Origin of the sequence: Pseudomonas asturiensis, assembly GCF_900143095.1 — a bacterium.
Lineage (GTDB): Bacteria > Pseudomonadota > Gammaproteobacteria > Pseudomonadales > Pseudomonadaceae > Aquipseudomonas > Aquipseudomonas asturiensis.
Genome location: NZ_FRDA01000007.1, coordinates 283,138 through 308,832, shown reverse-complemented (window position 1 = coordinate 308,832; position 25,695 = coordinate 283,138). Strand labels below are relative to the sequence as shown.

At 60.4% G+C, this 25,695-nt stretch carries 16 protein-coding genes; 6 read left to right on the top strand and 10 right to left on the bottom strand.

Annotated elements, in window-relative coordinates; genetic code table 11:
- Positions 1–43: 43 nt before the first annotated feature.
- Positions 44–2,572 carry a dermonecrotic toxin domain-containing protein gene (locus BUB69_RS15185; protein ID WP_073168127.1) on the top strand — a complete coding sequence of 843 codons (2,529 nt, stop codon included), beginning with the start codon at positions 44–46 and terminating at the stop codon, positions 2,570–2,572.
- Between the two features lie 8 nt (positions 2,573–2,580).
- Here BUB69_RS15185 and BUB69_RS15180 read toward each other — a convergent pair whose 3' ends face one another.
- Together BUB69_RS15180 and putA are read right to left on the bottom strand one after the other, a co-directional pair.
- Positions 2,581–4,383 carry an acyl-CoA dehydrogenase gene (locus BUB69_RS15180; protein ID WP_073168125.1) on the bottom strand — a complete coding sequence of 601 codons (1,803 nt, stop codon included), beginning with the start codon at positions 4,381–4,383 and terminating at the stop codon, positions 2,581–2,583.
- Between the two features lie 207 nt (positions 4,384–4,590).
- The gene (gene putA / locus BUB69_RS15175; RefSeq protein WP_073168123.1) at positions 4,591–8,544 is read right to left on the bottom strand and encodes a trifunctional transcriptional regulator/proline dehydrogenase/L-glutamate gamma-semialdehyde dehydrogenase; all 3,954 of its coding nucleotides are present in this window, start codon (positions 8,542–8,544) and stop codon (positions 4,591–4,593) included.
- A gap of 448 nt (positions 8,545–8,992) precedes the next feature.
- Between putA and putP the strand changes: the two genes are divergently transcribed.
- Positions 8,993–10,480, top strand: a complete 1,488-nt coding sequence (gene putP / locus BUB69_RS15170; RefSeq protein WP_073168163.1) for a sodium/proline symporter PutP — start codon at positions 8,993–8,995, stop codon at positions 10,478–10,480.
- 83 nt (positions 10,481–10,563) lie between these two features.
- Here the strand turns inward: putP and BUB69_RS15165 are convergent, their stop codons facing one another.
- Positions 10,564–11,235 (bottom strand): polysaccharide lyase family 7 protein, encoded by a 672-nt coding sequence (locus BUB69_RS15165; protein WP_073168121.1) that lies wholly within the window; start codon positions 11,233–11,235, stop codon positions 10,564–10,566.
- Positions 11,236–11,551: 316 nt separating this feature from the next.
- Between BUB69_RS15165 and BUB69_RS15160 the strand changes: the two genes are divergently transcribed.
- The 3 genes from BUB69_RS15160 to BUB69_RS15150 are packed head-to-tail and all read left to right on the top strand — an operon-like array spanning position 11,552 to position 14,568.
- On the top strand, positions 11,552–13,669 hold the full coding sequence (locus BUB69_RS15160) for a two-component system response regulator (RefSeq protein ID WP_073168120.1): 2,118 nt from the start codon (positions 11,552–11,554) through the stop codon (positions 13,667–13,669).
- Positions 13,670–13,720: 51 nt separating this feature from the next.
- Positions 13,721–14,248 carry a YgjP-like metallopeptidase domain-containing protein gene (locus BUB69_RS15155; RefSeq protein ID WP_073168118.1) on the top strand — a complete coding sequence of 176 codons (528 nt, stop codon included), beginning with the start codon at positions 13,721–13,723 and terminating at the stop codon, positions 14,246–14,248.
- Between the two features lie 23 nt (positions 14,249–14,271).
- The gene (locus BUB69_RS15150) at positions 14,272–14,568 is read left to right on the top strand and encodes a winged helix-turn-helix domain-containing protein (RefSeq protein WP_024688274.1); all 297 of its coding nucleotides are present in this window, start codon (positions 14,272–14,274) and stop codon (positions 14,566–14,568) included.
- Positions 14,569–14,737: 169 nt separating this feature from the next.
- Here the strand turns inward: BUB69_RS15150 and BUB69_RS15145 are convergent, their stop codons facing one another.
- The gene (locus tag BUB69_RS15145) at positions 14,738–15,196 is read right to left on the bottom strand and encodes a GNAT family N-acetyltransferase (RefSeq protein WP_073168116.1); all 459 of its coding nucleotides are present in this window, start codon (positions 15,194–15,196) and stop codon (positions 14,738–14,740) included.
- A gap of 262 nt (positions 15,197–15,458) precedes the next feature.
- Between BUB69_RS15145 and BUB69_RS15140 the strand changes: the two genes are divergently transcribed.
- Entirely contained in the window at positions 15,459–16,196 is a 738-nt protein-coding gene (locus tag BUB69_RS15140) for a substrate-binding periplasmic protein (protein WP_073168114.1), read from the top strand.
- On the opposite strand, the gene yccS is transcribed toward BUB69_RS15140, so the two are convergent.
- From yccS to BUB69_RS15110, 6 genes are all read right to left on the bottom strand, one after another.
- Positions 16,177–18,375, bottom strand: coding sequence for a YccS family putative transporter (yccS, locus tag BUB69_RS15135; RefSeq protein WP_073168112.1), 2,199 nt, complete (start codon positions 18,373–18,375; stop codon positions 16,177–16,179). The genes BUB69_RS15140 and yccS overlap by 20 nt on opposite strands.
- A 114-nt stretch (positions 18,376–18,489) precedes the next feature.
- Positions 18,490–19,668, bottom strand: a complete 1,179-nt coding sequence (locus BUB69_RS15130) for a BaiN/RdsA family NAD(P)/FAD-dependent oxidoreductase (RefSeq protein ID WP_073168161.1) — start codon at positions 19,666–19,668, stop codon at positions 18,490–18,492.
- A gap of 312 nt (positions 19,669–19,980) precedes the next feature.
- On the bottom strand, positions 19,981–21,360 hold the full coding sequence (gene dbpA, locus BUB69_RS15125; RefSeq protein WP_024686578.1) for an ATP-dependent RNA helicase DbpA: 1,380 nt from the start codon (positions 21,358–21,360) through the stop codon (positions 19,981–19,983).
- Positions 21,361–21,474: 114 nt separating this feature from the next.
- Positions 21,475–22,884 (bottom strand): multidrug transporter subunit MdtD, encoded by a 1,410-nt coding sequence (mdtD, locus tag BUB69_RS15120; protein WP_073168110.1) that lies wholly within the window; start codon positions 22,882–22,884, stop codon positions 21,475–21,477.
- A gap of 10 nt (positions 22,885–22,894) precedes the next feature.
- Complete coding sequence (locus BUB69_RS15115; protein WP_073168108.1) at positions 22,895–24,220, bottom strand: TldD/PmbA family protein; 1,326 nt, start codon at positions 24,218–24,220, stop codon at positions 22,895–22,897.
- The gene (locus BUB69_RS15110; protein ID WP_073168106.1) at positions 24,220–25,662 is read right to left on the bottom strand and encodes a TldD/PmbA family protein; all 1,443 of its coding nucleotides are present in this window, start codon (positions 25,660–25,662) and stop codon (positions 24,220–24,222) included. Before BUB69_RS15110 ends, BUB69_RS15115 begins: the two co-directional genes overlap by 1 nt.
- Between the last annotated feature and the right edge of the window lie 33 nt (positions 25,663–25,695).

The window sequence follows — 25,695 nt, the reverse complement described above, 5'->3', positions numbered from 1 at the left end:
CCTTAATGTGTATGGCTTTCTTCTTTTGCAAGGACAGGAAGCCATGCACGAAACAACCCATCAGGCGCTGCCCGCCACTGACGCGTGGGCGGACAAACAGCTTCAGGCCCGCGCTGCGACGCTGATGAACGCCTACCCGGATCTCTACGTGTTGGCCTTTCAGGCCGCACGAGGGATTCTCCTCAAACACACCGGCAAGTCACTCGACCCGGGCGACGTTTACTGGCATCGCTTCGAACGGGCGGACAACAGCGGCCTGACGTTCACCGGATGGGAGCATGTCGGGCCCCCTACCGAGTCGATGACCCTCATCGAACTGGTGATGCATCGCTTCAACGCCAGCGACAACGTGTCAGTCGACCAGCTCAATACTGACAGCGGCTTCTATCTCGCAGGCCCCGGCGAGCGTTTCTATAACGAACGCAACGAAGTGCCCATGTTGCCCAGCGATGTGCTGCAGGACTTCTGGAAACTGGATTTCGCGGCTGACTGCAGGCAGAAAATCGACGCGTTCTGGCGTGTTCATGATCAGGATTTCTGCACGCTGGCGAAGGTGAACCTGCTGTCTTCGGCCGGGCTGGCCCTGAGCAGAAAGCAGTTGCGGGTAGATGACTTTGACACCGTACTCACTGCGCTTACCGGCCGGAACGATCCGCACGTCACGTGGGCGATGTTGCAGCAGCTCCCGCCTTTTGCCGAGGGCATTGCCATGCAGGTGCTCGACTGTGCAGGGCATGTTTCCAGAGACCTTCTGCGCATCAGCGACGCAAACGGACGGCAGATACTTTACTCGCCCGCTGCTGAACCCGCGTTCCAGTGTTTTGACAACGAGCAGGGGCTGTATGAGTGGTTGCAGGCTCAACTGGCTGACGCCACGACGCGGGACGCGCTGGTGTCGCACTTTGTGCGCAAGCCGCAGCAGCAGGCTTTGAGCACAACCCTGGCGACACTCGCTGCCCAACCCTGGTCCGCTGAACAGACCCTTCTGAGGCATTCAACGCTTACCAGCCCTCAGTCTGTGTTCGAACATCTGCGCAATGTCGCCCGCCAGGAAATGAACGAGGACGTTCATGAACAATTGACCAGCAGTGCCAGCCTTCGCAAGCAATTGTGGATCGGCTACCTGAGCGCATTCATCCAGATCGCTAACGGCGTGGCCGCGCTGGCCTGGCCGGTCGCGTTGAGCCTGATAGGGGCGGGAATTGTAAACGTGGGTCTGAACATTGATCAGGCGGTCAACGGGCGTACCGCGCAACTGCGCAAGGCCGGGGTTCGGGGCGCTGTCGTGAATGCGGTCTATCTGTTTCTGAATCTCCCCCTGTTGGCCGACATCGGCCGTGCGGCTCAGATCGCCCCGGCAGTAGACGATGAAGTCGCGGCGCTGGCAGGGCTTGAAGGCAATGAAGTGCTGGAGGATGTACCCGCTGTCGTGCAAGGCCATGCCCGAGGTGTCCATGTTCTGGGCAATGGCCAGACCTGGATCACGCTGGGTGATCTGCCTTACCGGGTGAGGTATCTGGAAAGCCTGAAGACCTGGGCGATTGTCGACCCCGAGAACCCCTTCGCGTTCAATGGCGCACGTCCGGTAAGGTTGAATGAACTCGATCAGTGGGAGCTGATCCGCAAGCCCGGACTACAGGGCGGCAAACCGCCGTTGGAAGGCGCGTCGGGTGCTTCATCTTCCAAAGACGCTGTCCCGACCTCATCGTCGTTCTGGGAAACCCACATGCAGTTCAACCTGGCTGAGGAGCAGCGCCTTTCAGCGTTGGGTAACCAGCGTCAGGAGTCGGTGGTCGGCGTTTACGAACTGGATGAGGACGAAGAAGTGATCTCGGACTCTGAAGGTGAAGATGTCGTCATCGATGCCTGGAACGAAAAGCATCGGGTGTTTAAAACCACGGACAACGCGTACTTCGGTGGAGCGATAACCCGATACACCGAAGACGATGACGCCTACAACGTGTTTCTGCGCACAGGAGAGCGCAGGCAGGCCGATCAGCTCGAGGCGGTAGAGCAACTGATCGAAGACCTTGGCGACGTTGCGCACAACAACGATGTGGCTCTTTACCGTGGAGGCAGCGGCGAACGGGGCACCTCAGGCAAGGTGTTCCGGGAAGGCAGGCTCAAGGTCGGCGATGTGCTGGTGAATACCGACGTCACCTCGTTCAGTGAAAATCCCTACATCGCCCGCGTCTTTGCCAGCAGTCAGGGTGGTGTGTCGTCAACGGCGTTCGAAGGCGAGATCACGTTCGATGACACCTCAGTGGTGTTCGAGCTGCCCGCCAAGGAATACCTGACGGCAACACCCATCAGCCCGTTTTCCAACAGCCCCAGTGAGGTCGAATCGGTGTTCCTGCCGGGCAACTACTTCGAGATTCGACGCATCGAAGAACTGGCCGGCAGCAATTACCGCTTCATGAATGTGCAACTGCGTCAGGTGCCGGTGGAACAGGTGTCGGGGCCCGCCTATGACCTGCGCACCGGCGAGGCCTTCAGCCGCGAGCACTATGCAGCCAAGCTGGGTGACGATGCCAGGCCACTGGTGGACGCGTTCTTTCCTCCTCGTTCTTGAGCCGTGATTCAGAACCAGTCGTTGTGCATTGAAAGGCACACGTCATCGCGGGCCTGCAGAATCGCCAGTTCGTGATGACAGGCCGGTACTTCCCAGGTCAGGAAGTACCGCGCCGCCTGCAGTTTGCCTTTGTAGAAGTCGGCGTCTGTCGTGCTGCCCTTACTGAGTCCTTCTTCGGCGCGAATGGCCTGTTCCAGCCAGCGCCAGCCGATCACGGTGTGCCCGAATGCCTTGAGGTAAAGCGCTGAATTGGCCAGCGCGACGTTGACCTTGCCCTGTGCCAGATCGGTCAGCAGGCCGACGGTCACACCCTGCAAGGCCGTTACCAATTGCTCCAGCGGCTGACGCAGATGATCGAGCTGGCGGTGGGCGCTGGCGCGTTGTGCGGTATCGGCAATCAGCCTGATTAGTTGTTTCAGACCCGCGCCGCCGTTCTGCGCCAGCTTGCGCCCCAGCAGGTCCAGCGACTGAATGCCGTGGGTGCCTTCGTGAATCGGGTTCAGGCGGTTGTCCCGGTAATACTGCTCGACCGGGTATTCGCGGGTATAGCCGTGGCCGCCAAGAATCTGGATCGCCAGCTCGTTGGCCTTGAGGCAGAACTCCGATGGCCAGGATTTGACGATGGGCGTCAGCAGGTCCAGCAGTTCGTGGGCCTGCTGACGCACCTGCCCGGTCTCGCCGGTCTGCGCGTCGTCGAACAGGCGGGCGGCGTAAAGGCCCAGGTCGAAGGCTCCTTCCACATAAGCTTTCTGGGTCAACAGCATGCGTCGCACATCGGTGTGCTGGATGATCGGTACGGGCGCGCTGTCCGGGCTCTTGTTGTCCGGCAGCCGGCCTTGCGGCCGCTCACGGGCATACTCGAGCGAGTACAGATAACCGGCATAACCGAGCATGACCGCGCCCATGCCGACGCCGATGCGTGCTTCGTTCATCATCTGGAACATATAGCTCAGGCCGTGATGCGGCTTGCCGACCAGATAGCCCACGCACTCGCCGTTGTCGCCGAAGTTGAGTGCGGTGGAGGTGGTGCCTTTCCAGCCCATCTTGTGAAACAGCCCGGCCAGCACCACGTCGTTGCGCTCGCCAACGCTGCCGTCGTCGTTGACCAGAAACTTGGGCACGATGAACAGCGAGATGCCTTTCACGCCGCCCGGCGCATCGGGCAGTTTGGCCAGCACCATGTGCACGATGTTTTCCGACAACCCGTGATCACCGCCGGAAATGAAAATCTTGTTGCCGCGCAGCCGGTAAGTGCCATCCGCAGCCGGTTCGGCGCGGGTGCGAATATCGGACAGCGATGAACCTGCATGGGGTTCGGTCAGCGCCATGGTGCCGAAGAACCGGCCTTCGATCATCGGTTGCAGAAAGCGCTGCTTCTGTTCGTCATCGCCGAAACTTTCGATCAGGTTCGCCGCGCCCATGGTCAGAAACGGGTACGCGGTGGTGCCAGCGTTGGCGGCCTGAAAGTGGGCAAAGCAGGCTTGCGACAGCAGCGTCGGCAGTTGCATGCCGCCTGCCTCGAAGTCCCGTGCGGCATTAAGAAAACCGGCTTCCAGAAACGCATCCACCGCAGGCTTGACCTCAGGGATCAGCACCGCCGCGCCGTTTTCGTAACGCGGTTCGTTTTCATCGGCCTTGCGGTTATGTGGCGCAAAGTACTTTTCGGCGATGGTGCGCGCCGTGCCAATCGCGGCATCGAACGTCTCACGCGTATGCTCGGCAAAGCGCTCGCGACGGGTCAGGGCTTCGGCATCCAGCACTTCATACAGCTCGAAAGCCAGATTACGGGAACTGAGCAGCGACTCGGACATGGCAACGCACCTTGACTGGGGATCGATCCAGTCTAGGCGGCTGAATGGGGAGGCGGTAGCAAGATTGATGCGGGTGATGAAGGGCAGTGAGTGGCGGGTATCGTCTTGCCGCCTCCCACAATCCCGTGTTTGCTGCGAGACAACGCAGCCCCTGAGAGGCTGCGGTATCTCCCACGGTCCTGTGTGGGAGTACGGCTCGGGACAGGGTTAGCCGATGGTCATCAAACTCGCATTACCCCCCGCCGCCGCAGTGTTGACGCTGAGTGCACGTTCGATCACCAGACGTTCCAGCGGGACGTTGGTCTCGCCGTGGGACAGGCCATTGACGCCGACAATTGCGCCACTGCGTTGGGCGATCTGCTGGCAGATGGCGCGCAGTTGGTCGGAATCACCGTGATGCAGAACTGCATCGATGATGACTTCGTCCTTGGTCCAGTCGGCAACCTGCTTGATGCGCGCCTGAACCTCTTTCGGCAGGCGGGCGCGCAGCGGTTTGCTGATCTCGGTTTCCGGCCAGACGGCCGAGCTGCCCACCGCCAGCACGGCGGCCAGTTGCGTCAACAGATCGGTTTCGTCGTCGGCCAGACACAGCACGTGCTCGCGCGGCAGGATTGCGTAGCTGTTGCGCTCGCCGGTCGGGCCCGCCAGTTGACGGGTGATGCCGCTCTGCGATTGCTCGGCGTATTGGTTGCACAAGGCAGCCAGCTCAGCGTTCTGATGGCTGGTGGCCCAGGTTTTCAATGCTTGCAACGGCTTGCTCATGGCTTCGCGCAGACGCAGATCCGGGGCGCACAGTGCATCGCCACGCAAGAACGACTTCTCGATGGCGTCTTGTGGACGCGTCGACAGCAGGCGATACAGGTACAGCGGCCCACCGGCTTTCGGGCCCGTGCCTGACAGACCTTCACCGCCAAACGGCTGAACACCCACCACGGCACCGACGATGTTGCGGTTGACGTAGACGTTACCGGCATTGACGTTGTCGACCACCTTGGCGATGGTCTCGTCGATGCGCGTGTGCACGCCCAGGGTCAGGCCGTAACCGGAGGCGTTGATCTGCGCGATCAACTGGTCCAGTTCCTTGCGCTTGTAGCGCACCACGTGCAGCACCGGGCCGAAGATTTCGCGTTGCAGTTCATCGAAGCTTTCCAGCTCGATCAGGGTCGGCATCACGTAGGTGCCGCGCTTGAGCTCGGCGCTTTCGGCGATGGCAACCTGATACACGGTGCGGCCTTTGTCGCGCATGGCCTGGATGTGTTTTTCAATGCCTGACTTGGCTTCGGCGTCGATCACCGGACCGATGTCCACAGACAAGCGCTCCGGGTTGCCCAGACGGTTTTCCGCCATGGCACCCTTGAGCATTTCGATGACACGGTCCGCGGAGTCTTCCTGCAGGCACAGCACGCGCAAGGCCGAGCAGCGTTGACCTGCACTGTCGAAGGCTGAGGACACCACGTCGATGACCACTTGTTCAGTCAGTGCCGAGGAGTCGACGATCATGGCGTTCTGGCCGCCGGTTTCGGCGATCAGCGGAACCGGACGGCCCTGCGAGTCCAGACGACCGGCCACGTTGCGTTGCAGCAGGCGCGCGACTTCGGTGGAACCGGTGAACATCACGCCTTTGACGCGCTCATCGCCTACCAGGCCTGCCCCCACGGTTTCGCCGCGACCTGGCAGCAATTGCACCACGCCTTCAGGGATACCGGCTTCCAGCAGCAGGCGTACGGCCTGGGCGGCGATCAGCGGCGTCTGCTCGGCAGGCTTGGCCAGTACCGGGTTGCCAGCGGCGAGTGCAGCGGCCACCTGACCACTGAAGATCGCCAGCGGGAAGTTCCACGGGCTGATGCAGACCACAGGGCCCAGCGGGCGGTGCGCGTCGTTGGTGAAATCGTTGCGCGCCTGGACGGCGTAATAACGCAGGAAGTCCACCGCTTCACGCACTTCGGCAATGGCGTTGGCGAAGGTCTTGCCAGCCTCGCGGACCAACAGACCCATCAATGGCTGGATCTCGCCTTCCATCAAGTCTGCGGCGCGCTCCAGAATGGCGGCACGTTCGGCTGGTGGTGTGGCCTGCCAGATTGGACCGGCGCTGAGCGCGCATTGAATGGCGTTGTCGACGTCCTGCACCGTGGCTTCCTGCACATGGCCGACGACGTCACGCAGGTCCGACGGGTTCAGTGCAGCCTTCGCCACGCCTTCGCTGGCCGGGCAGCCAAGCATCGGCGCGGCTTTCCAGTCGTTGTGCGCGGTGGCCAGCAAGGCCGACGACAGCGACGCCAGGCGGTGTTCGTTGGCCATGTCGATGCCGCTGGAGTTGGCGCGCTCGCTGCCGTACAGGTCGCGCGGCAACGGAATACGCGGGTGTGGCAGACCGAAACCGCCTTCCTGAGTGGCCATACGTTCGATCTGGTTGACCGGGTCGGCCACCAGTTCCTGAATGGAAATGGTGTGGTCGGCGATACGGTTGACGAACGAGGTGTTGGCGCCGTTCTCCAGCAGGCGACGCACCAGATAGGCCAGCAGTGTTTCATGGGTGCCGACCGGCGCGTATACGCGGCATGGACGGTTCAGCTTGCCATCGGCAACCTTGCCCACCACTTGCTCGTACAGCGGTTCGCCCATGCCGTGCAGGCACTGGAACTCGTACTGGCCGGGGTAGTAGTTTTGCCCGGCGATCTGGTAGATGGCCGCCAGGGTGTGCGCGTTGTGCGTGGCGAACTGCGGGTAAATGACTTCGGGTGCGGCCAGCAGTTTGCGGGCGCAGGCGATGTAGGACACGTCGGTGTAAACCTTGCGGGTGTACACCGGATAGCCTTCCAGGCCTTCGACCTGAGCACGCTTGATCTCGCTGTCCCAGTACGCGCCTTTCACCAGGCGGATCATCAGGCGATGACGGCTGCGACGGGCCAGGTCGATCACATAATCGATCACGTACGGGCAGCGCTTCTGGTAGGCCTGAATCACGAAACCGATACCGTTCCAGCCGGTCAATTGCGGCTCGAAGCACAGGCGCTCAAGCAGGTCCAGCGACAGCTCCAGACGGTCGGCTTCTTCGGCGTCGATGTTCAGGCCGATATCGTATTGCTTGGCCAGCAGCGTCAGCGACAGCAGGCGCGGGTACAGCTCTTCCATTACGCGCTCGTACTGGGCGCGGCTGTAGCGCGGGTGCAGCGCCGACAGCTTGATGGAGATGCCCGGTCCTTCATAAATGCCGCGACCGTGAGAAGCCTTGCCGATGGAGTGGATGGCCTGCTCGTAGGACGCCAGGTATTTCTGCGCGTCGTGTTCGGTGAGCGCGGCTTCACCCAGCATGTCGTAGGAATAGCGGAAGCCCTTGGCTTCGAAACGGCTGGCGTTGGCCAGGGCTTCACCGATGGTTTCACCGGTGACGAACTGCTCGCCCATCAGGCGCATGGCCATGTCCACGCCCTTACGGATCATCGGCTCGCCACTCTTGCCGATGATGCGGCTCAGTGAAGAGGTCAGGCCGGATTCGTTGTGCGTGGCAACCAGCTTGCCAGTCAGCAGCAGGCCCCAGGTCGCGGCGTTGACGAACAGCGACGGGCTGTTGCCCAGGTGTGGCTGCCAGTTGCCGTTGCTGATCTTGTCGCGAATCAGTGCGTCGCGCGTGCCCTTGTCGGGAATGCGCAGCAGCGCTTCGGCCAGGCACATCAGGGCCACGCCTTCCTGCGACGACAGTGAGAATTCCTGCAGCAGGCCTTGAACGATACCGGCCCGCCCGCCGGCGCTTTTCTGATTACGCAGCTTTTCAGCGATGGACGCGGCGAGCTTGTTGGCGGCTTCGGCCATCGGCACCGGCAGACGCGCCTGCTCAAGCAGCATCGGCACGACTTCAGGCTCGGGGCGACGATAAGCGGAGGTAATGGCCGCGCGCAGAACCGATTGTGGCTGAATGCTTTCGGCAAAATCCAGGAAGCATTGCAGACCGGCATCGTCTGCCAGTTCGCCACGGTCATCGCTGTCCTTGCTTGCCGATCCGTTGAGTTCAGACAGGGTTGCACCACTTTCCAGCTTTTCCAGGTAATTGAAGATCGCCTGCTTGATCAACCAGTGTGGAGTCCGGTCGATGGAGTGGGCGGCTGCTTTCAATCGCTCGCGGGTCGGGTCGTCCAGCTTGACGCCCAAAGTGGTGGTGGCCATATGTTGTCCTCATTGTAGCCACGACGGATGTGGCATCGGCTTTGTTGCAGATTAGCCTCGGTTCTCGGTGAGGTGCAACCGGGTGCAACCTTTTTTTCATAATATTTCATGACGTTTTTGCTGGCGTGTCGGGAAAACCTCCTGCATGCGTCATCAGGGTGCAGTTTTATTTGAATACTGTCGGCTTTGCGCCCCAAAATAGGGCGTTAAAGCGTAATTGTCAGGTTTTTTGTGACAGGTGCAACTTGCTGGATAAAATCGGTTGCACCTAATTCAGTTTGTTTAATAGGATTCGTTCCCACGGTGCAACCGTAGTCATTGGCCATCCATTTCCATGAAATGAATGGCCAGCGCGGTGTCGGGTGAAGAGGCGGGGGAGGGCTGGAGTTCAGTTGTCATCCTCCTTGGTCATCAGGTGCCAAATAAAAACAATGCCAAGGCAGAACTCATGAGTGTCAGTAACCCTACCTTGATCACGTTTGTGATCTACATCGCGGCAATGGTCCTGATCGGCCTCATGGCCTATCGATCCACCAACAACCTTTCGGATTACATCCTCGGCGGGCGCAGTCTGGGCAGCGTGGTCACGGCGCTGTCGGCCGGTGCGTCGGACATGAGCGGCTGGCTGCTGATGGGGTTGCCGGGTGCTATCTATATGTCGGGCCTGTCGGAAGGCTGGATCGCCATCGGCCTGATCATCGGTGCCTACCTGAACTGGCTGTTTGTGGCCGGTCGTCTGCGTGTGCAGACCGAGCACAATGGCGATGCCCTGACCCTGCCGGACTATTTCAGCAGCCGCTTCGAAGACAACAGCGGCCTGTTGCGCATCATCTCGGCCATCGTGATTCTGGTGTTCTTCACCATTTATTGCGCATCAGGCATCGTTGCCGGGGCGCGTCTGTTTGAAAGCACCTTTGGCATGTCTTACGAAACCGCCCTGTGGGCCGGTGCAGCAGCGACCATTGCTTACACCTTTGTCGGCGGTTTCCTCGCGGTGAGCTGGACAGATACTGTGCAGGCCACGCTGATGATCTTCGCACTGATCCTGACGCCGATCATCGTGTTGCTGGCGACTGGCGGCGTGGACACCACGTTCCTGGCCATCGAAGCGAAGGATCCGACCAGCTTCGACATGTTCAAGAACACCACCTTCATCGGCATCATCTCCTTGCTGGCCTGGGGCCTGGGCTATTTCGGTCAGCCGCACATCCTCGCGCGCTTCATGGCGGCGGATTCGGTCAAGTCGATTGCCAATGCCCGTCGCATTTCGATGGCATGGATGATCCTGTGCCTGGGCGGCACCGTGGCGGTAGGTTTTTTCGGTATCGCCTACTTCTCCGCACACCCGGATGTTGCAGGGCCAGTGACCGAGAACCCGGAGCGGGTCTTCATCGAGCTGGCCAAGCTGCTGTTCAATCCATGGATTGCAGGGGTGCTGCTGTCGGCGATTCTGGCGGCGGTGATGAGTACGCTGAGCTGCCAGTTGCTGGTGTGCTCCAGTGCGCTGACCGAGGACTTCTATAAAGCTTACCTGCGCAAAGGTGCTTCGCAGGTGGAACTGGTGTGGGTCGGTCGCGCGATGGTGCTGCTGATTGCAGTCATCTCCATTCTGCTGGCAGCCAATCCGGAAAACCGTGTGCTGGGTCTGGTCAGCTACGCGTGGGCAGGCTTTGGCGCGGCGTTCGGGCCGGTGGTGCTGATTTCGGTACTGTGGAAAGGCATGACCCGTAACGGCGCGCTGGCCGGTGTGATTGTCGGTGCCGTTACCGTGGTGCTCTGGAAGCAGTTCAGCACGAGCGGCTTGTACGAAATCATTCCTGGTTTCATCCTGGCCAGCATTGCGATCGTGGCATTCAGCCTGATCGGCAAAGGCGCGTCGGCGTCGATGCAGGCGCGCTTCCTGGCCGCCGAGAAGGACTACCAGGCCAATCGCTGATCACCAGCGCTTCATCGCTCCATACAAGAACGGCCCGTACTCTGGTGAGTGCGGGCCGTTTTCGTTTCATCGGCGCGTAGCGTTCAGGTCTTGTTGTGATCGATGTCCAGGTTATAGAACGTGGCCTTGCCGCCTTCGCTGCTATAACCGGTGTGGTCCTGAGTGTAGACGCCCGCCTTGAAGTACAGCGGCTTGTCGCGCCAGCTCGAACTGACCTGAGTGTTCCAGTTCACGTTGCGCGCGCTGACGCTCAGTTGGCCGCCGGGGCTGAGGTGAATGATGTATTTGAATTTCTCGTTGAGCGGCACGCCTTCGGCAATCTTGTACACCTTGCTCTCGTCGTCATCGAAGCGCTTGCGCACCTTGACCACGATGTCGCCCGCCTTGTTGGCGTCCTTGTATTGATACTCGACCTTGAGCATCGGCTCGGTGCTTTCATACGCGTGGATCTGGCCGATGACGATCTTGCCGGAAGAGGGCACTTGATCGACTTCCAGGGTGGCGTTGAGGAAGTTGTCTGCATCCGGGTACATCCAGTTACGCAATGTGCCGTCAGGCCATGTCTCGCGAAGCTCGCTGCGTGCGTATTTGGCGTTATCGGTCTTGGAGCCTGTGACCGGTGCCCAGAAAAAAATCGATTTGGATTTGGATTCGAAGTACTTGCCGTCGTAACCCTTTACCAATTGTGCGGTCTCAATGGTCTTGGGTGGTGAGCCCACGGGAATGCTGAGTTGCCACGTGCCAAGATCAATCATTGCGTTTCCATCCGATATGTCTGTTTGCCAGCAAGGGAGGCCTCTAGTCAGAGGGTTTGACGGGGCTTTATACGGGTTGTAGGACAATTTGTTAACGAGAAATTGTCGGCGAAATGACGTCAAAGTGCTGTCACCTTTCCCGCAGCGCACGACCTGTAGGGCGTGCAGGAAACTACCGTTAGTCGGTTAGGTCGTACTTTGATGATGGCAAAGAGCTGGCTTGCTTCTGCTTTTTCTGAGACGGGGCTAGAGTTCATTTCATAAGCATGACGGTCTTCCTGAGCTCCAGGCGTCTTGCCACACATAGAGAAGTAGCATGGAATGCGCCCAAACCCAGCCAAATGATGGCTCTTCGGTACTGCTCGTTGTAGATGATTACCCGGAAAACCTGGTGACGATGTGCGCCGTCCTGCAGAGGACTGACTGGCGCATCATTACGGCCAGTTCAGGCGTTGAAGCGTTGACCGTCCTGCTGGAGCACGAGGTTGATCTGGTGCTGCTGGATGTCCAGATGCCGGGCATGGACGGCTTTGAGGTGGCGCGCCTGATGCGCGGCAGCCAGCGCACCCGGCTGACGCCGATTATTTTTCTGACTGCCAACGAGCAAAGCAAGGATGCGGTGCAGAAGGGGTACGCCAGCGGCGCGACCGACTATCTGTTCAAGCCCTTCGATCCCAATGTGCTCAAGCCCAAGGTGCAGGCGTTACTGGAACAGCAGCGCAACCGCCGTGCGTTGCAGAAATTGTCCCAGGAACTTGAAGAGGCTCGTGCATTCAATGCATCGGTGCTGGCCAACGTGGCCGAAGGCATTCTGGTGGTGGATGAAAGCGGAATCATCAGCTTCGCCAATCCTGCCATCTGCTTCCTGCTCAACTCCACCGTGGAGCAACTGCGCGGCACGCGGGTGCTGGATTACATTCATGAGCCGCATGTCGAAAACTGGCTGGAGTCAGGCTTCTACAAACACTACCGCAGGGCCGATACCTACCGCGTCCACGACGCCATCCTGCTGACCACCCAGGGTCGCCAGTTGCCGGTGGCGCTGTCGTGCGCGGCGCTGCCTGCCGACCAGAAGGCGATGGTCATCACCGTGCTCGACATGTCGGTGGTGCGTGACCTGTATCAGCAACTGGAAAAGCAGGCCGTGACCGATGCCCTGACCGGGCTGCTGAACCGGCGCGGCTTCTATCAGGCCGTCGAGGGCATGCTGGGCCGCAACGATCAGGTCGGTAAATACCTGGTGGTGCTGTACATGGACCTGGACGGCTTCAAGCAGATCAACGATGCACTGGGGCATGACGCTGGAGACCAGGTGCTGCTCTGGGTCGCCGAACAGTTGAAAGAGAGCATGCGTCCGTACGATATTCTGGCGCGCATTGGCGGCGACGAATTCACAGTGGTCATTGATGGCCTGGACTACCCCGAACAGGCCGCCAAGATCGCCGAGAAGCTGATCGAGCGTGTGTCGGGTCGCCGGCAGGTCGATGGGGTGGACATCACGCTTGGTGCCAGTGTCGGGATTTCTACCTACCCCGATTGTGGCGCCAATCTGGATGGCCTGTTGCGCGCAGCGGACATCGCCATGTATGAGGCCAAGCGCGCCGGACGCCAGCAGTACCGTTTTTACGACCAGAACATGAACGGTCGGGCACGCTCGCGCCTGATGCTCGAAGAAAGTGTGCGCACGGCCATCGACGGCAAAGACTTTTCGGTGGTGTATCAGCCGCAAATCCATATTGCAGACGGCAGGCTGCGGGGGTTTGAGGCGCTGTTGCGCTGGCAGCATCCCGCGGTGGGCGACGTGCCTCCTGCACTGTTCATTCCGCTGCTGGAAGAAACCCGACTGATCAACAGGCTGGGCAGCTGGATTTTTGATCAGGGCGCGGAGCAGCGCCAAGCCTGGAGCGGCGTGTTCTCTTCCGACGTGGTACTCAGTGTCTGCGTCAGCCCTACGCAGTTCTGCATGCCCAATCTGGTGTCGGAGCTCAAGCGTGCCATGGACCGCTTCGGGCTCAAGCCGGGTCAGCTGGAAGTGGAGATTACTGAAAGCTCGCTGGTGCATAACCTCTCCCACAGCCACAAGCAGTTGGGGGAGCTGCATGACATCGGAGTGCGCGTCGCGCTGGACGATTTCGGCACTGGCGAGTGCTCGCTGTCGCATTTGCGCAACCTGCAACTGGACACCCTGAAGCTGGACCGGCATTTCGTGGCCAACATCCTGAGTTCGCCCCGCGAGGCTGCGCTGGCGCGCAGCATCATTGATCTATGTCGCAACCTGGACATGCTGGTCATCGCTGAAGGTGTCGAAACCCAGGAGCAGTATCAGTGGCTGGCCAGCAATGGCTGTCAGATCGTGCAGGGGTTTTTCATCGCGCACCCGATGCTGGCCGAAGAAGCACTGCGTTTTCCGGCGCACGTCGAACTGCGGGCTTGATGCGCGACTGATGCTGTAGAATGGCCGCTTTTCGGACGGCACCTCGAGCCCATGACTTCGCCCAGCCACGCGCCGCTCAAATACCTGCAAGCTTATCCGCAGGTCCTTCAGGACCAGGTGCGTGAGCTGATTGCGCAGGGGCGCCTGGCGGACTATCTGCAGCAGCGTTATCCGGCGCGGCATCAGATTCAGAGTGATAAGGCGCTGTACGCCTTCGCCCTGGGCCTCAAGCAGGACCACCTGCGCAATGCGCCTAACATCGACAAGGTCCTATTCGATAATCGTCTGGACCTGACCCATCGTGCGCTTGGCTTGCATACTAAAATTTCAAGAGTGCAGGGTGGCAAGCTCAAGGCCAAGAACGAGATTCGCGTCGCTTCGCTGTTCAAGGAAGCGCCGCCCGAGTTTCTGCAGATGATCGTGGTCCATGAGCTGGCGCACTTTCGGGAATCGGATCACAACAAGGCCTTTTACAAGCTGTGTGAACACATGCTTCCCGGTTATCACCAACTGGAATTCGACCTGCGTATCTACCTGACGTACCGCGACCTGCAGTCCGCCTCTGGATCGATCACCTGAACAATGCATTGAAGGATACGACGATGGAGGTCAGCAAGACCAAAAGCAGTTTCTACCGCCGCTTGTACGTGGCGTACCTGATCGACTGCCAGCTTGCCAGCAGCGTCCCGGAACTGGAAAAAGTGACTGGCATGCCACGCCGCACCGCCCAGGACACCATCGCAGCGCTGGCCGATCTGGACATCCAGTGCGAGTTCGAACAACAGGAAGGTGCCCGCAACCACGCCGGGCGATACCGGATCATCGACTGGGGCGCCATCGACCGTGACTGGATCACTCATCACCTGAGTACCATCAAGGCGGTGTTGGGGTATCCGTGAGCGATGTAAGTACAGTGTGGGAGTGAGCTTGCTCACGAACCTGTAGGTACAGCCGCCAGGAATCAGGCGTCCGCAATGCGGTCTTCGCGAGCAAGCTCGCTCCCACTCGTTTTGTAGCGATCCAGCTAGACGTGCGTACAACGATGGGAGCTACCGCGTAGGAGTGCCTTCACTCCAGATCCCGGCGCATGCCGATGTGGGGGATGTTGTCTTCCAGGTAGACCTCGCCCACCGGGTTGAAGCCATAACGGCTGTAGTAGCCCTGCAGGTGCGCCTGTGCCGACAGGTAGATGGGCTGGTCGGGCCATTTGCGTTCGGCGTGCTCCAGCGCCTGAACCATCAGTTCATGACCGATGCCCCTGCTGCGAATCGAAGGCGCCGTGACCACGCGGCCGATGGTGACATCACCCCCTTGCTGAATGGGGTCGAGCAGGCGCAGGTACGCAACCAGAGTGTCTTCCTGCCACGCCATCAAATGGCAGGTGTCGCCCGTGAGGTCCTGACCATCCACGTCCAGATACACACATTGCTGTTCCACCACGAACACTTCTGCACGCAGTTTCAGCACGGCGTAAAGCTGCTCGATGTTCAGCTCGGTATGGTGTTTGCAGATCCATTTGATAGACATGTTGCTGACTCGCCGGGAAACCAGAAGCGAAGTCTAAACGTATCTGGCGTCATTCCCAATAAACGCTGCTGTGCAGATGAACCAGAGGGTGGTTCTGCCGTGGGACATTGTCGTTTTCAGGCATGTCATACCGGGCAATCTTTCTTTGGGTTGTTCTATGGCGATTTACGGTCTTCACTACAGGCGTATAGCCACCCTGTTGGGTGGTGGTGCTGCCGTCGATAGGTCCGAGACCGGCACGTACCCTTTCAGGAACCTGAGCATGTCGTATCTGCTTCGAGCCATGGGTTTTCTGCTTGTTCTGACGATGGCGTCTGCCAGCGCTGCGGAAAAACTGCGCATCGTTGCCGACCCCTGGCCTCCGTTCACGGATGCGTTGTTGCTTAATGGCGGGCTGGCGACCGACATTGTCAGCACGGCGTTGCGGCGGGCCGGCTATACGACGGTCTACGAGCAGGTGCCGTGGGCCAGGGCGATGTTGGGGGTGAGTGAAGGGCGTCATGATGTGCTTATCGCTGCATGGTTCAGCGAGGATCGCACCAGGATCGGTCAGTTTTCCACGGAGTATCTGGTCAACCGAGTGCGCCTGCTCAAGCGTCGGGACTCGACCATTCAAACCCCGACTCAGGAGCAATTACGCGCGTATGTAATAGCCGTGGTGCGCGGATATGCCTACTCTGCGGCGTTCGATAACGACGCCCTGTTGAAGAAAATCCCCGTACAGAGTTTTTCCATGGCGATACGCATGCTGGCCGCCGCCCGCGTGGACCTGACCCTGGAAGACGAGTATGTGGCCCGCTATAACCTGGCGCTGGAGGCCGAGGACGTCAGAAACAACGTCGAATTCTTGCCCGGTTCACTGAGCGAGAATGGCCTGCATATTCTGGTCAGCCTGAAAAATCCGAAACATGCGGAAATCGTCGCCCACTTCGACCGCGAAATTGCCGCCATGAAAGCGGATGGCAGTTACGACGAGCTGTTCAGACTGCACGGTCTGTAACAGCCTCCGGGGTCTTGATCAGGTGAGCGGCGAGGGTGCGCAGCGGGGCGAGCTGACGGCAGATCAACGCAAGTTGGGTCTGCACCAGTCGCTGGCTTTCGTCCATCTCTTCCGGTATCTGCTCCAGCTGAGAGGCCAGCGCTTCTTCTTCATCGCTCTGCACGGCAACGTTTCGCTTCTCGGCCAGGCCGCTGGCGATTTCGTCGATGCTGGCGGCGAGTCTGGCACCTGCGCCGTCGATGAGGTGCTCATGCACGTCGCTCGGCAGCTGCGTGTCGCGGTGTGCGCCAAGGCCCGAGAGATAACTGAGCAGCGTGTGCGACAGCACCAGAAAGCGGAAGCCGACGTCGGCCTCTTTGCGAAAGTGCCCGGGTTCCATCAGCATGTTCGCAAGCGTCGTTGACAGCGCTGCGTCGGCGTTGTGTGCGTTGCGCCGTGCCAGCCGGTACGCCAGGTCGTCACTCTTGCCTTTGGCGTACTGCTGCATGATCTGGCGCAGGTAGACGCTGTTACAGGTCAGCGTGTTGGCCAGCACCTTGTTCAGGCGTCGTCCCTGCCAGTCAGGCAGGAACAGGAACACGGCGAGGCCGGCAATCAGGCTGCCCAGCAGTGTGTCGAACAGCCGTGGCAGGAACAGCCCGTAGCCGTCGCCTACCTGATTGAAACAGAACAGCACCATGACCGTGATGGCGGCTGTCGACAGTGTGTAACGCGTGGTGCGGTTGACGAAGAACACCACGCCGGCCAGCACAGCGCACATCGATTGCAGAATCGGGCTGGTAATCAGGTCGAACAGCGCCCAGCCGACGGTCAGACCGATGGCGGTACCGATGATCCGCTGCCCGAGCTTGCGCCGGGTCGCGCCGTAGCTTGGCTGGCAGACGAAGACCGTGGTCAGGATGATCCAGTAGCCCTGCGACGGGTGAATCAAGTGCACCATGGCGTAGCCGATGGTCAGTGCCAGCGGCAGGCGCAGTGCGTGACGAAACAGCAGGGAAGTCGGCGTCATCTGCAGGCGCAGGCGCGTCCATACGTCCTTGAGGTTGCGTGGCGAGCGGTCCAGCAGGCTGCTGTCAGTGGCGTCTGCCAGGGCATCCGGGTTGCTGGCGTCGCTGATCAGCCGGTCCAGCGTGGTGAGGTTGGCAGCCAGTGCGCGCAATGAGCGCAGCAGCCCGCGCCAGGCAGGATTGCTCTGGATGCGCAGGTGTTCCAGCGAGGCATGCAGGTCTTCCATGGCCTCTGCGAAGTTGGGGTCGTACACGAATGGCTGACGCAACTGGATCGATTCCGACAGCGCCTGACACGCACCGCCTTGCTGCCGCAGCAGGCGCTGGCAGCGAAACAGCACGTCACTGTGGAAAAAGGCATCGGTCAGCGAGTTGTAAGGATAGTGCGAGGAGCTGGCGCGTTCGTGGATGTCCTGAGCGATGAAGTACAGCTTCAGGTAGCGACTGACTTTCGAGCCCGGTCGACCGCTGCCCACCCGGTGCAGGATGATCTCCTTGGTGGCGTTCAGCGCAGCGACCACTTTGCCGTTCTGCTGGGCCAGTTCGAGACGACGGGCTTCCACATTGAGGGTGCGGATCGGTTCGAACAGCGTCGATTTGAGTTTCAGGTATTGGCCCAGTTCGCGGAACAGTCGTGCCAACGCCTGTTGTACCGGCTGGTTGGAAAACAGCATCTGCCACAGCACCGACAGCAGGCCGTACCACGCGGCACCGGCCACCAGCAGCATCGGCTCATGCCAGAAATCCAGCACTTCCCCGCCGCGCTGGTCCACGCCAATCATGGTGTAGACCGACAGAATCAGCGTGCCGTAAGCAATTGCCCCATAGCGCTCGCCCAGCGCACCAAGCATGGTCAGGCAGAAGCTTGCCAGCGCCAGCGAGCATACGAACAGCCATGGGTAAGGGAACAGCAATTCGACGGCAAGGGCGGCGACGCTAAAACACACCAGCGTTACGGCCAGCGCGTTCAGACGGCCTTGCCAGCTGTCGTCGGTCTCGGCCAGGGCGCTGGCGATAATCCCCAGAAACAGCGGGATCAGCAGGCCCATCTCGTTCTGATACCAACACAACGCCATGCTGCCGGTCAGGGCAATGAAGACTCGAACGCTGTAACTGAATTTATCCAGCGCCCACAAACGGCGGAAAGTATGACGAAGCGATTTCGATGCCATGAATAAGCTGACGGCCTTGTGCTCAATTAATCGATCCTGCTGGAGGATATGTACAGACCAAATGCCTGGCTGTACATCCGCCTCGCAAAATTTATACCGGCATTCAGTGTTGCGTCACACGTATTGCGCAGCCGCGTAGGCCGAGGCCCACGCCCATTGAAAATTGAAGCCGCCCAGGTGGCCGCTGACGTCCAGCACTTCGCCCACGAAATAGAGGCCAGGCGCTTTCAGCGACTCCATGGTCTTGGAAGACACCTCCCGTGTGTCGATCCCACCCAGCGTGACCTCGGCCGTGCGGTAACCTTCGGTGCCGGCCGGGATGACCTGCCAGCTCGCCAGCTTCTCGGCGATGTCGGCAAGCTCGGCGTGGGTGTACTGCTTCATCGGCTTGGAGACGAACCAGTGCTCGGCGATCAGGTTGGCCATCTTCTTGGTGAAGATCTCGCCCAGCAGCGTCTTCAATTCGCTGTTGGGACGTTCGGCCTGCTGTTGCGACAGCCAGGCAGGCACATCGTGATCCGGCAGCAGGTTGATCTCGACGGTGTCGCCAGGTTGCCAGAACGAGGAAATCTGCAGAATCGCCGGACCGCTGAGGCCCCGGTGGGTGAACAGGATGTTCTCGCGGAAGCTGGTGTCGTTGCAGCTCACCAGGCAATCCACCGATGTGCCCGACAGCTCGGTGCACAGCGCCTTGAGCTGGTCGGTGATGGTGAACGGCACCAGGCCTGCGCGCGTTGGTAGCAGAGTGTGGCCGAACTGTTTACCGACCTGATAGCCGAACCCGGTCGCGCCCAGCGTAGGGATCGACAACCCGCCAGTGGCAATCACCAGTGACTGGCAATCCAGCGTGCCGAGGGTGGTCTGCAGGCGATAGCCCGAACCGGTTTTGTCGATCTGCTGCACCGAGGTGTCCATGTGCAGGCTGGCACCGGCCTGACGGCACTCTTCGAGCAGCATCTCCAGAATGTCACTGGACTTGTTGTCGCAGAACAACTGGCCGAGTTTTTTCTCGTGATACGGCACGCCATGTCTGGCGACCATCTCGATGAAATCCCATTGGGTATAACGCGCCAGTGCCGATTTGCAGAAGTGCGCGTTCTGCGAAAGAAAGTTGGCAGGCTCGGTGTACAGGTTGGTGAAGTTACAGCGTCCGCCACCCGACATGAGAATCTTCTTGCCGGGTTTGTTGGCGTGATCGATCAACATCACCTTGCGTCCGCGACGGGCAGCGGTAAACGCACACATCAAACCTGCGGCGCCAGCGCCAATGATTACAACGTCAGTAACGGGCACAGCGTGGTCCTCGGGAATCGCCTGCATGGACGCTGTGCGTCCGCTTCTGGAGGTGACGCAGAACGTCACGGGTTGCATGCCACGCTTGCTGCTCATCGTTATACAAAAGTCGCGATGGGCACCTGGAGCGGGCACGATTTCGGCTGTGGGAGCGGGCTTGTCCGCGAAAGCGGGTCAATCCGACGAATATGCAGCGTCTGAAGCACAGTATTCGCGGACAAGTCCGCTCCCACGTTCCGCAATCTTATTCCTCAATGAGGATTGTGTATGACGATGAGCGCTTGCCATGGGCGCGATCATCTTCGGTAAACGTTACAGAATTCGCACGCGCAGCGACTTGCCTTTGATCTTGCCGTTGTTCAAGCGCTCCAGCGCCTGTTTGGCCATGCTGCGCTCGACCGCTACGTAGGCCTGGAAGTCGAAGATTGCGATCTTGCCGACCTGAGTGCCCGCAATACCGGCCTCGCCTGTCAGCGCCCCGAGGATGTCGCCTGGACGCAGTTTGTCCTTGCGGCCCGAGCCGATGCACAGCGTGGTCATGGTCGGCAGCAGCTTGCCGCCTTCCTTGATGCTCAGCTTGTCGTACTGCTGCCAGTTCAACGGCGCTTTCTGCAGTTCTTCGATGGCGCGGGCGCGCTGGCTTTCCGACGGTGCCACGAGGCTGACGGCGATGCCTTTCTCGCCTGCACGACCGGTACGGCCGACGCGGTGAATGTGGATTTCCGAATCGCGGGCCAGCTCGACGTTGATCACCATGTCCAGCGCATCGATGTCCAGACCGCGTGCGGCCACGTCCGTCGCGACCAGCACCGAGGTGCTGCGGTTGGCGAACATCGCCAGCACCTGATCACGGTCGCGCTGTTCCAGGTCACCGTGCAGGCCGACGGCGGACATGCCCTTGGCGGTCAGGTGGTCGACGACTTCCTGAACCTGCTGCTTGGTGAAGCAGAACGCGACGCAGGACGTCGGGCGGAAATGGCCCAGCACCTTGACCACGGCTTCCAGGCGCTGCTCGGGCGAGATTTCGTAGAAGATCTGCTCGATCTGGCTGTCTGCGTGCAGCGCCTCGACCTTCACGGTCTGCGGGTCGCGCATGAACTTCGAGGACAGCTGCTTGATGCCGACCGGGTAGGTGGCCGAGAACAGCAGGGTCTGACGACGTTGCGGGGTCTGCTCGATGATGTCGGCGATGGCGTCGTAGAAACCCATGTCCAGCATGCGGTCGGCTTCGTCGAGAATCAGCGTGTTCAGGCCGTCCAGCACCAGCGAACCTTTGCGCAAGTGCTGCTGGATGCGTCCTGGCGTGCCGACGATGATGTGCGCGCCGTGTTCCAGCGAACCGATCTGCGGCCCGAACGACACGCCGCCACACAGGGTCAGGACCTTGATGTTGTCTTCCGAACGCGCCAGACGACGGATTTCCTTGGCCACCTGATCGGCCAGTTCGCGTGTCGGGCACATGACCAGTGCCTGGCAGCCGAAGAAGCGCGGGTTGATGGGGTTGAGCAGGCCGATGCCGAAGGCGGCGGTCTTGCCGCTGCCGGTCTTGGCCTGAGCGATCAGGTCCATGCCCTTGAGGATCACCGGCAGGCTCTGCGCCTGAATCGGTGTCATTTCGGCATAACCAAGCGACTCCAGGTTAGCCAGCATGGCAGCGGACAGAGGCAAAGTATTGAAAGCGGTGTTTGTCACGACGATGGACCTGCAAAACAAAAATGTCGCGCAGTGTATCAGGTCCCGGGGCAGGCTCAGATGGCGATGTCGATAAATGGCTGTCCAACTTATTGGGACCAGTTCATATGCGCGTCACACCTTCTTGCGCCCCTCACCTGCAGGCAGTTGCAGAAAGATCCCCGCTGCGAACATCGCCAGCACACCAACGCTCAGGAAGGTCATCTGGAATGCGCCCAGCACGCTGCTGACTTCGCCGGTGGTGACTTCTTCGCTGAAACCGCCGAGCAAGGCCGCTGCACTGGCAACCCCCAGACTCAGCGACAGCTGTGCAACCACCGACAGCAAACTGTTGCCGCTGGCGGCGCTGGCATCGTCCAGGTCGATCAGGGTCACAGTGTTCATCGCCGTGAATTGCAGCGAGTTGACCGCGCCCAGCAGCCCCAGATGCACCAGCAACACCCAATACGGGGTCTGCATATCGACCAGCGCCAGGCTCGCCAGCAGAATGCCCAGCAACAGCGTGTTGCCGGTCAAGATGTTGCGGTAGCCCAGGTGCTCGATCAGCCAGCGGGCCACCGTCTTGGCAAACATCCCGGCCGCGGCCAGCGGCAGCATGCTCATACCGGCCTGAGACGGCGAGTAGCCCAGCGCAACCTGCAGCAGCAACGGCACCAGAAATGGCAGCGCGCCGCTGCCCAGCCGCGCGAACAGGTTGCCCATGATGCCGACCGCAAAGGTGCGGGTGCGAAACAGCGACGGCGCGAACAGCGGCGCGTCGATGTGCCCGGCCCGCAACCAGTAGGCCGCCAGACAGCCCATGCCTGCGAACAGCAGCAAGACCACGCGCATGTGCGGTAGATGCAGCTCGCCCAGGCCTTCCAGCGCGATGGTGATCAGCACCATGGCCGCGCCGAACAGCACGAACCCGACCCCGTCGAAACGGGTGCGTCCGCCGCCGGCGATGTCCGGGATGAAATGCTTGACCGCGTAACAGCCGATGATTCCGACCGGAATGTTCAGCAGGAAAATCCAGTGCCAGCTCAGGTACTCGACCATCCAGCCGCCCAGTGTCGGGCCCAGCAGCGGACCCACCAGACCCGGAACCGTAATGAACCCCATGATCCGCACCAGCTCCGAACGCGGATACACCCGCAGCACGATCAGTCGCCCGATGGGCACCATCAGTGCGCCGCCCAGCCCCTGGATCACCCGAGCGCCGACCAGCATGCCCAGCGAGTTGGACAGCGCACATAGCAACGAGCCGAAGCTGAACAGCAGAATGGCACTGAAGAAGATCCGCTTGATCCCGAACCGGTCGGCAATCCAGCCCGAGGCCGGGATCAGCAGTGCGATGGTCAGCATGTAGGCGATGACCACCGATTGCATGCGCAGCGGGTCTTCGGCCAGCGAGTGGGCCATGGACGGCAGGGCAGTGTTGAGAATCGTGCCGTCCAGGCTTTGCATGAAGAACGCGATGGCAATGACCCATGGCATCCAGCGCAGGGTCTTCTCATCCAGTACGTGCGTGGCAGAGTTGGCCATAAGCTCCTTGCTATAACGTGAGGGTCAGTCGGCTGATCAGAGCACCGGGCAGTTGAATGGATCCTGTCTGGCGCTGACTGTAGGTACTCGATTGCAGAATGAGTTCCCGTTCTTGCGTCAGATCTTCCAGTGCGCTGCCCAGCAGGCTATAGGCGCTGTCATCGAAACGCATGGTGTTGACCGGCGCAACGATCTTGCCGTCCTCGACCCAGAAGGTCGCAAAACGCGTCATGCCGGTCAGACGTCCCGCCGCCTGGTCGGAGAAGTTCAGGTACCAGAGGTTGCTGATGTACAGCCCGGTGCCGAGCCTCTGCAGAATCTGATCCAGCGCCAGTGAACCGCCCGCAATGTCCAGCGCACTCGGCCATTCGCCGTAGTCGGCACCGTTGGCCTGCAAGTTGTATTCGGCGGCGCTGCTGGAGTCCACCAGCCGCTCATCCGCCTTGCCGGAAGCGACCAGTGTCAGAACCTTGCGTGGGTAGCCTTCGCGGGAGAAGGCCGGCGACAGCGACCCGCTGACCTTTTCTTCGATACTGACCTGCGGACTGAAGTGCGCGTCGCCGTTGTACAGCCGTTGCAGCGGGCTGCGTTTGCTGGCAATGGCCTGCGCAGAGAACCCGCCCCAGCTCAGCATGCCGATGACCTCGTCCAGCGCAGCCGGTGCCAGGTAGGCGCGGTACTGTCCAGGCTCAAGCGTATGCAATGGGCGACCGAGATAGTCCAGTTGCTCACGGGCTTGTTCGAAGCGACGCGTGAAGGCTTCGCTGTCCCAGTCGTGACCGGCGTAGTTGGCTTTTACCGCCTGACCGTTTTCGTGAAACAGGCTCCAGTCGAAGTTGAAGCTGTTGGACTGATGCCAGCCCTGCGCGCCCCATGAACTGGCGAAACCGCGATACAGCGGGCCAGAGGCGTAGAAACCGACCAGGTCCAGCCCGTGAGCCAGTTCGCTGATCCGCTCGACCACCTCTGCGCTGTCCGGCAGCGGGTTTTCCTGCACATTGTCGCTCTGCCAGGGCTGCGTGTTGGGCAACAGGTACGGGTCTTTCGACAACAATGGAAGGGTGTCGCGCAGCTGATGCAAGGCGTCGGTCAGGCGCTGGGTGTCGGTGCCCGTGTCGCCGGACAGCGTCACTTCCAGGTTGGCGTGGCGGCCCTCATCAATCAGCTTCACGTTCAGGATGGCTTGCCGAACCTGCCCGGCCTGACGCACCTGACCGTGGTTGAAGCGAATGAAATCCGACGCCTCTGCGTCATAGGCCAGGGTGAAGTGTTCGGTCGGGCGCACGGACGCCTTGAGCACGGCGACCAGTGCCTCGAATTGCTGTTGCTGAGTCATCAGGCATCTCCTCCAAACACATCGACGCGACTGAAGACGCACGCAGGTGATGCGTGGCCGACCCGGATCACCTGGTTGGGCTCGCCCTTGCCGCAGTTCGGAGTGCCCAGCACCTTGAAGGTGCTGATGTCGCCGACGGCGCTGAGGCTTTTCCAGAAGTGTGCAGAGATCGCCCGATAGTTGGGGTTCTTCACCACGCCTTTGAGTTCGCCGTTTTCAATCAATTGACCCCACTCACAGCCGAACTGGAACTTGTTGCGGGCGTCGTCGATGGACCACGAGCGATTGCTCGACATCAGAATACCGTGCTCGATGTTGCCGATCAGGCTGTCCATGGATTGATCGCCCGGCTCGATGTTCAGGTTGGCCATGCGGTCGATGGGCGGGCGATTCCAGCTGCTGGCGCGGCTGTTGGCCACGCCTTCCATGCCGCTGCGGTATTGCGACAGCGCACCGCCCAGTGGGCGCTGCAGCAAACCGTCACGGATCAGGAATTGCTTGCTGGCCGCGGTGCCGTCGTCGTCATGGGCATAGCTGGCGAGCTGTTCTGGGATGTCCGGGTCGAACGTCACGTTGAGCAGCCCGGAGCCGTACTGCAGAGTGCCGAAGTCCGACATCTTGACGAAGCTGGTGCCTGCGTAATTGCGCTCATCGCCCAGAATCCGGTCCAGCTCCAGCGGGTGACCGATGGACTCGTGGATTTGCAGCACCATCTGGTCCGGCATCAACAACAGGTCGCGAGGGCCGGAAGGGGTGTTGGGTGCCATGATCAACTGCAACGCCTGATCGGCGACCGTCGGGGCCGCACCGATCAAACCGCAACTGCCCAGCACTTCCACACCGCCTTGCTGGCCGAAATTCTGACCGCCCAGGGTGCGGGTCTGGCTGTCGGCCCCGTCGTAGGCTGTGACGCTCATGCCCGGAAAGACAAAGCGTTGCGCCTGGCGCAACTCGGCACCTGCCGTATTGAAGTAGAGCTGTTCGACTGTCTCAAGACCCAGCTCTGCCTGCCAATTGACCAGGCGTTCGTCTTTGGGGACTGACGTGGATTCCGCCATCAGCAGGCCGATGCAGTCGCTCAGGGGCGGGAACGCCTGATCGAAGTTCGGCGAAAAGTAATCGGCTTTTGCGGTGGACACAGGTTGTGCACTCAGGTCCAGCAATGCATGGAGCGCCAGACGGCGAGCCATGGTTTCGGCCTGGTGCAGAGCCGTCTGCAAGCCGTTCTGGGAAATGTCGTGCGTGGCGGCGTAGGTTTCAACGCCATTGAGGCGCACCGTCAGCATCGCACCTTCATCGGCGAACAGCGACGGCGGCTCGGCCACGTTCTTGCGCACACACAGGCGCTGCCCGGTTCGACGGACATAACGCACGGAAAAGAATTGTGCATCACTCTTGAGGGCAGCGAACCGCTGCTTGAGTGGGGCGGAGAAATCGAACATGCAGACAAGCTCCTTCTTGAGGGCGGTCGGTGA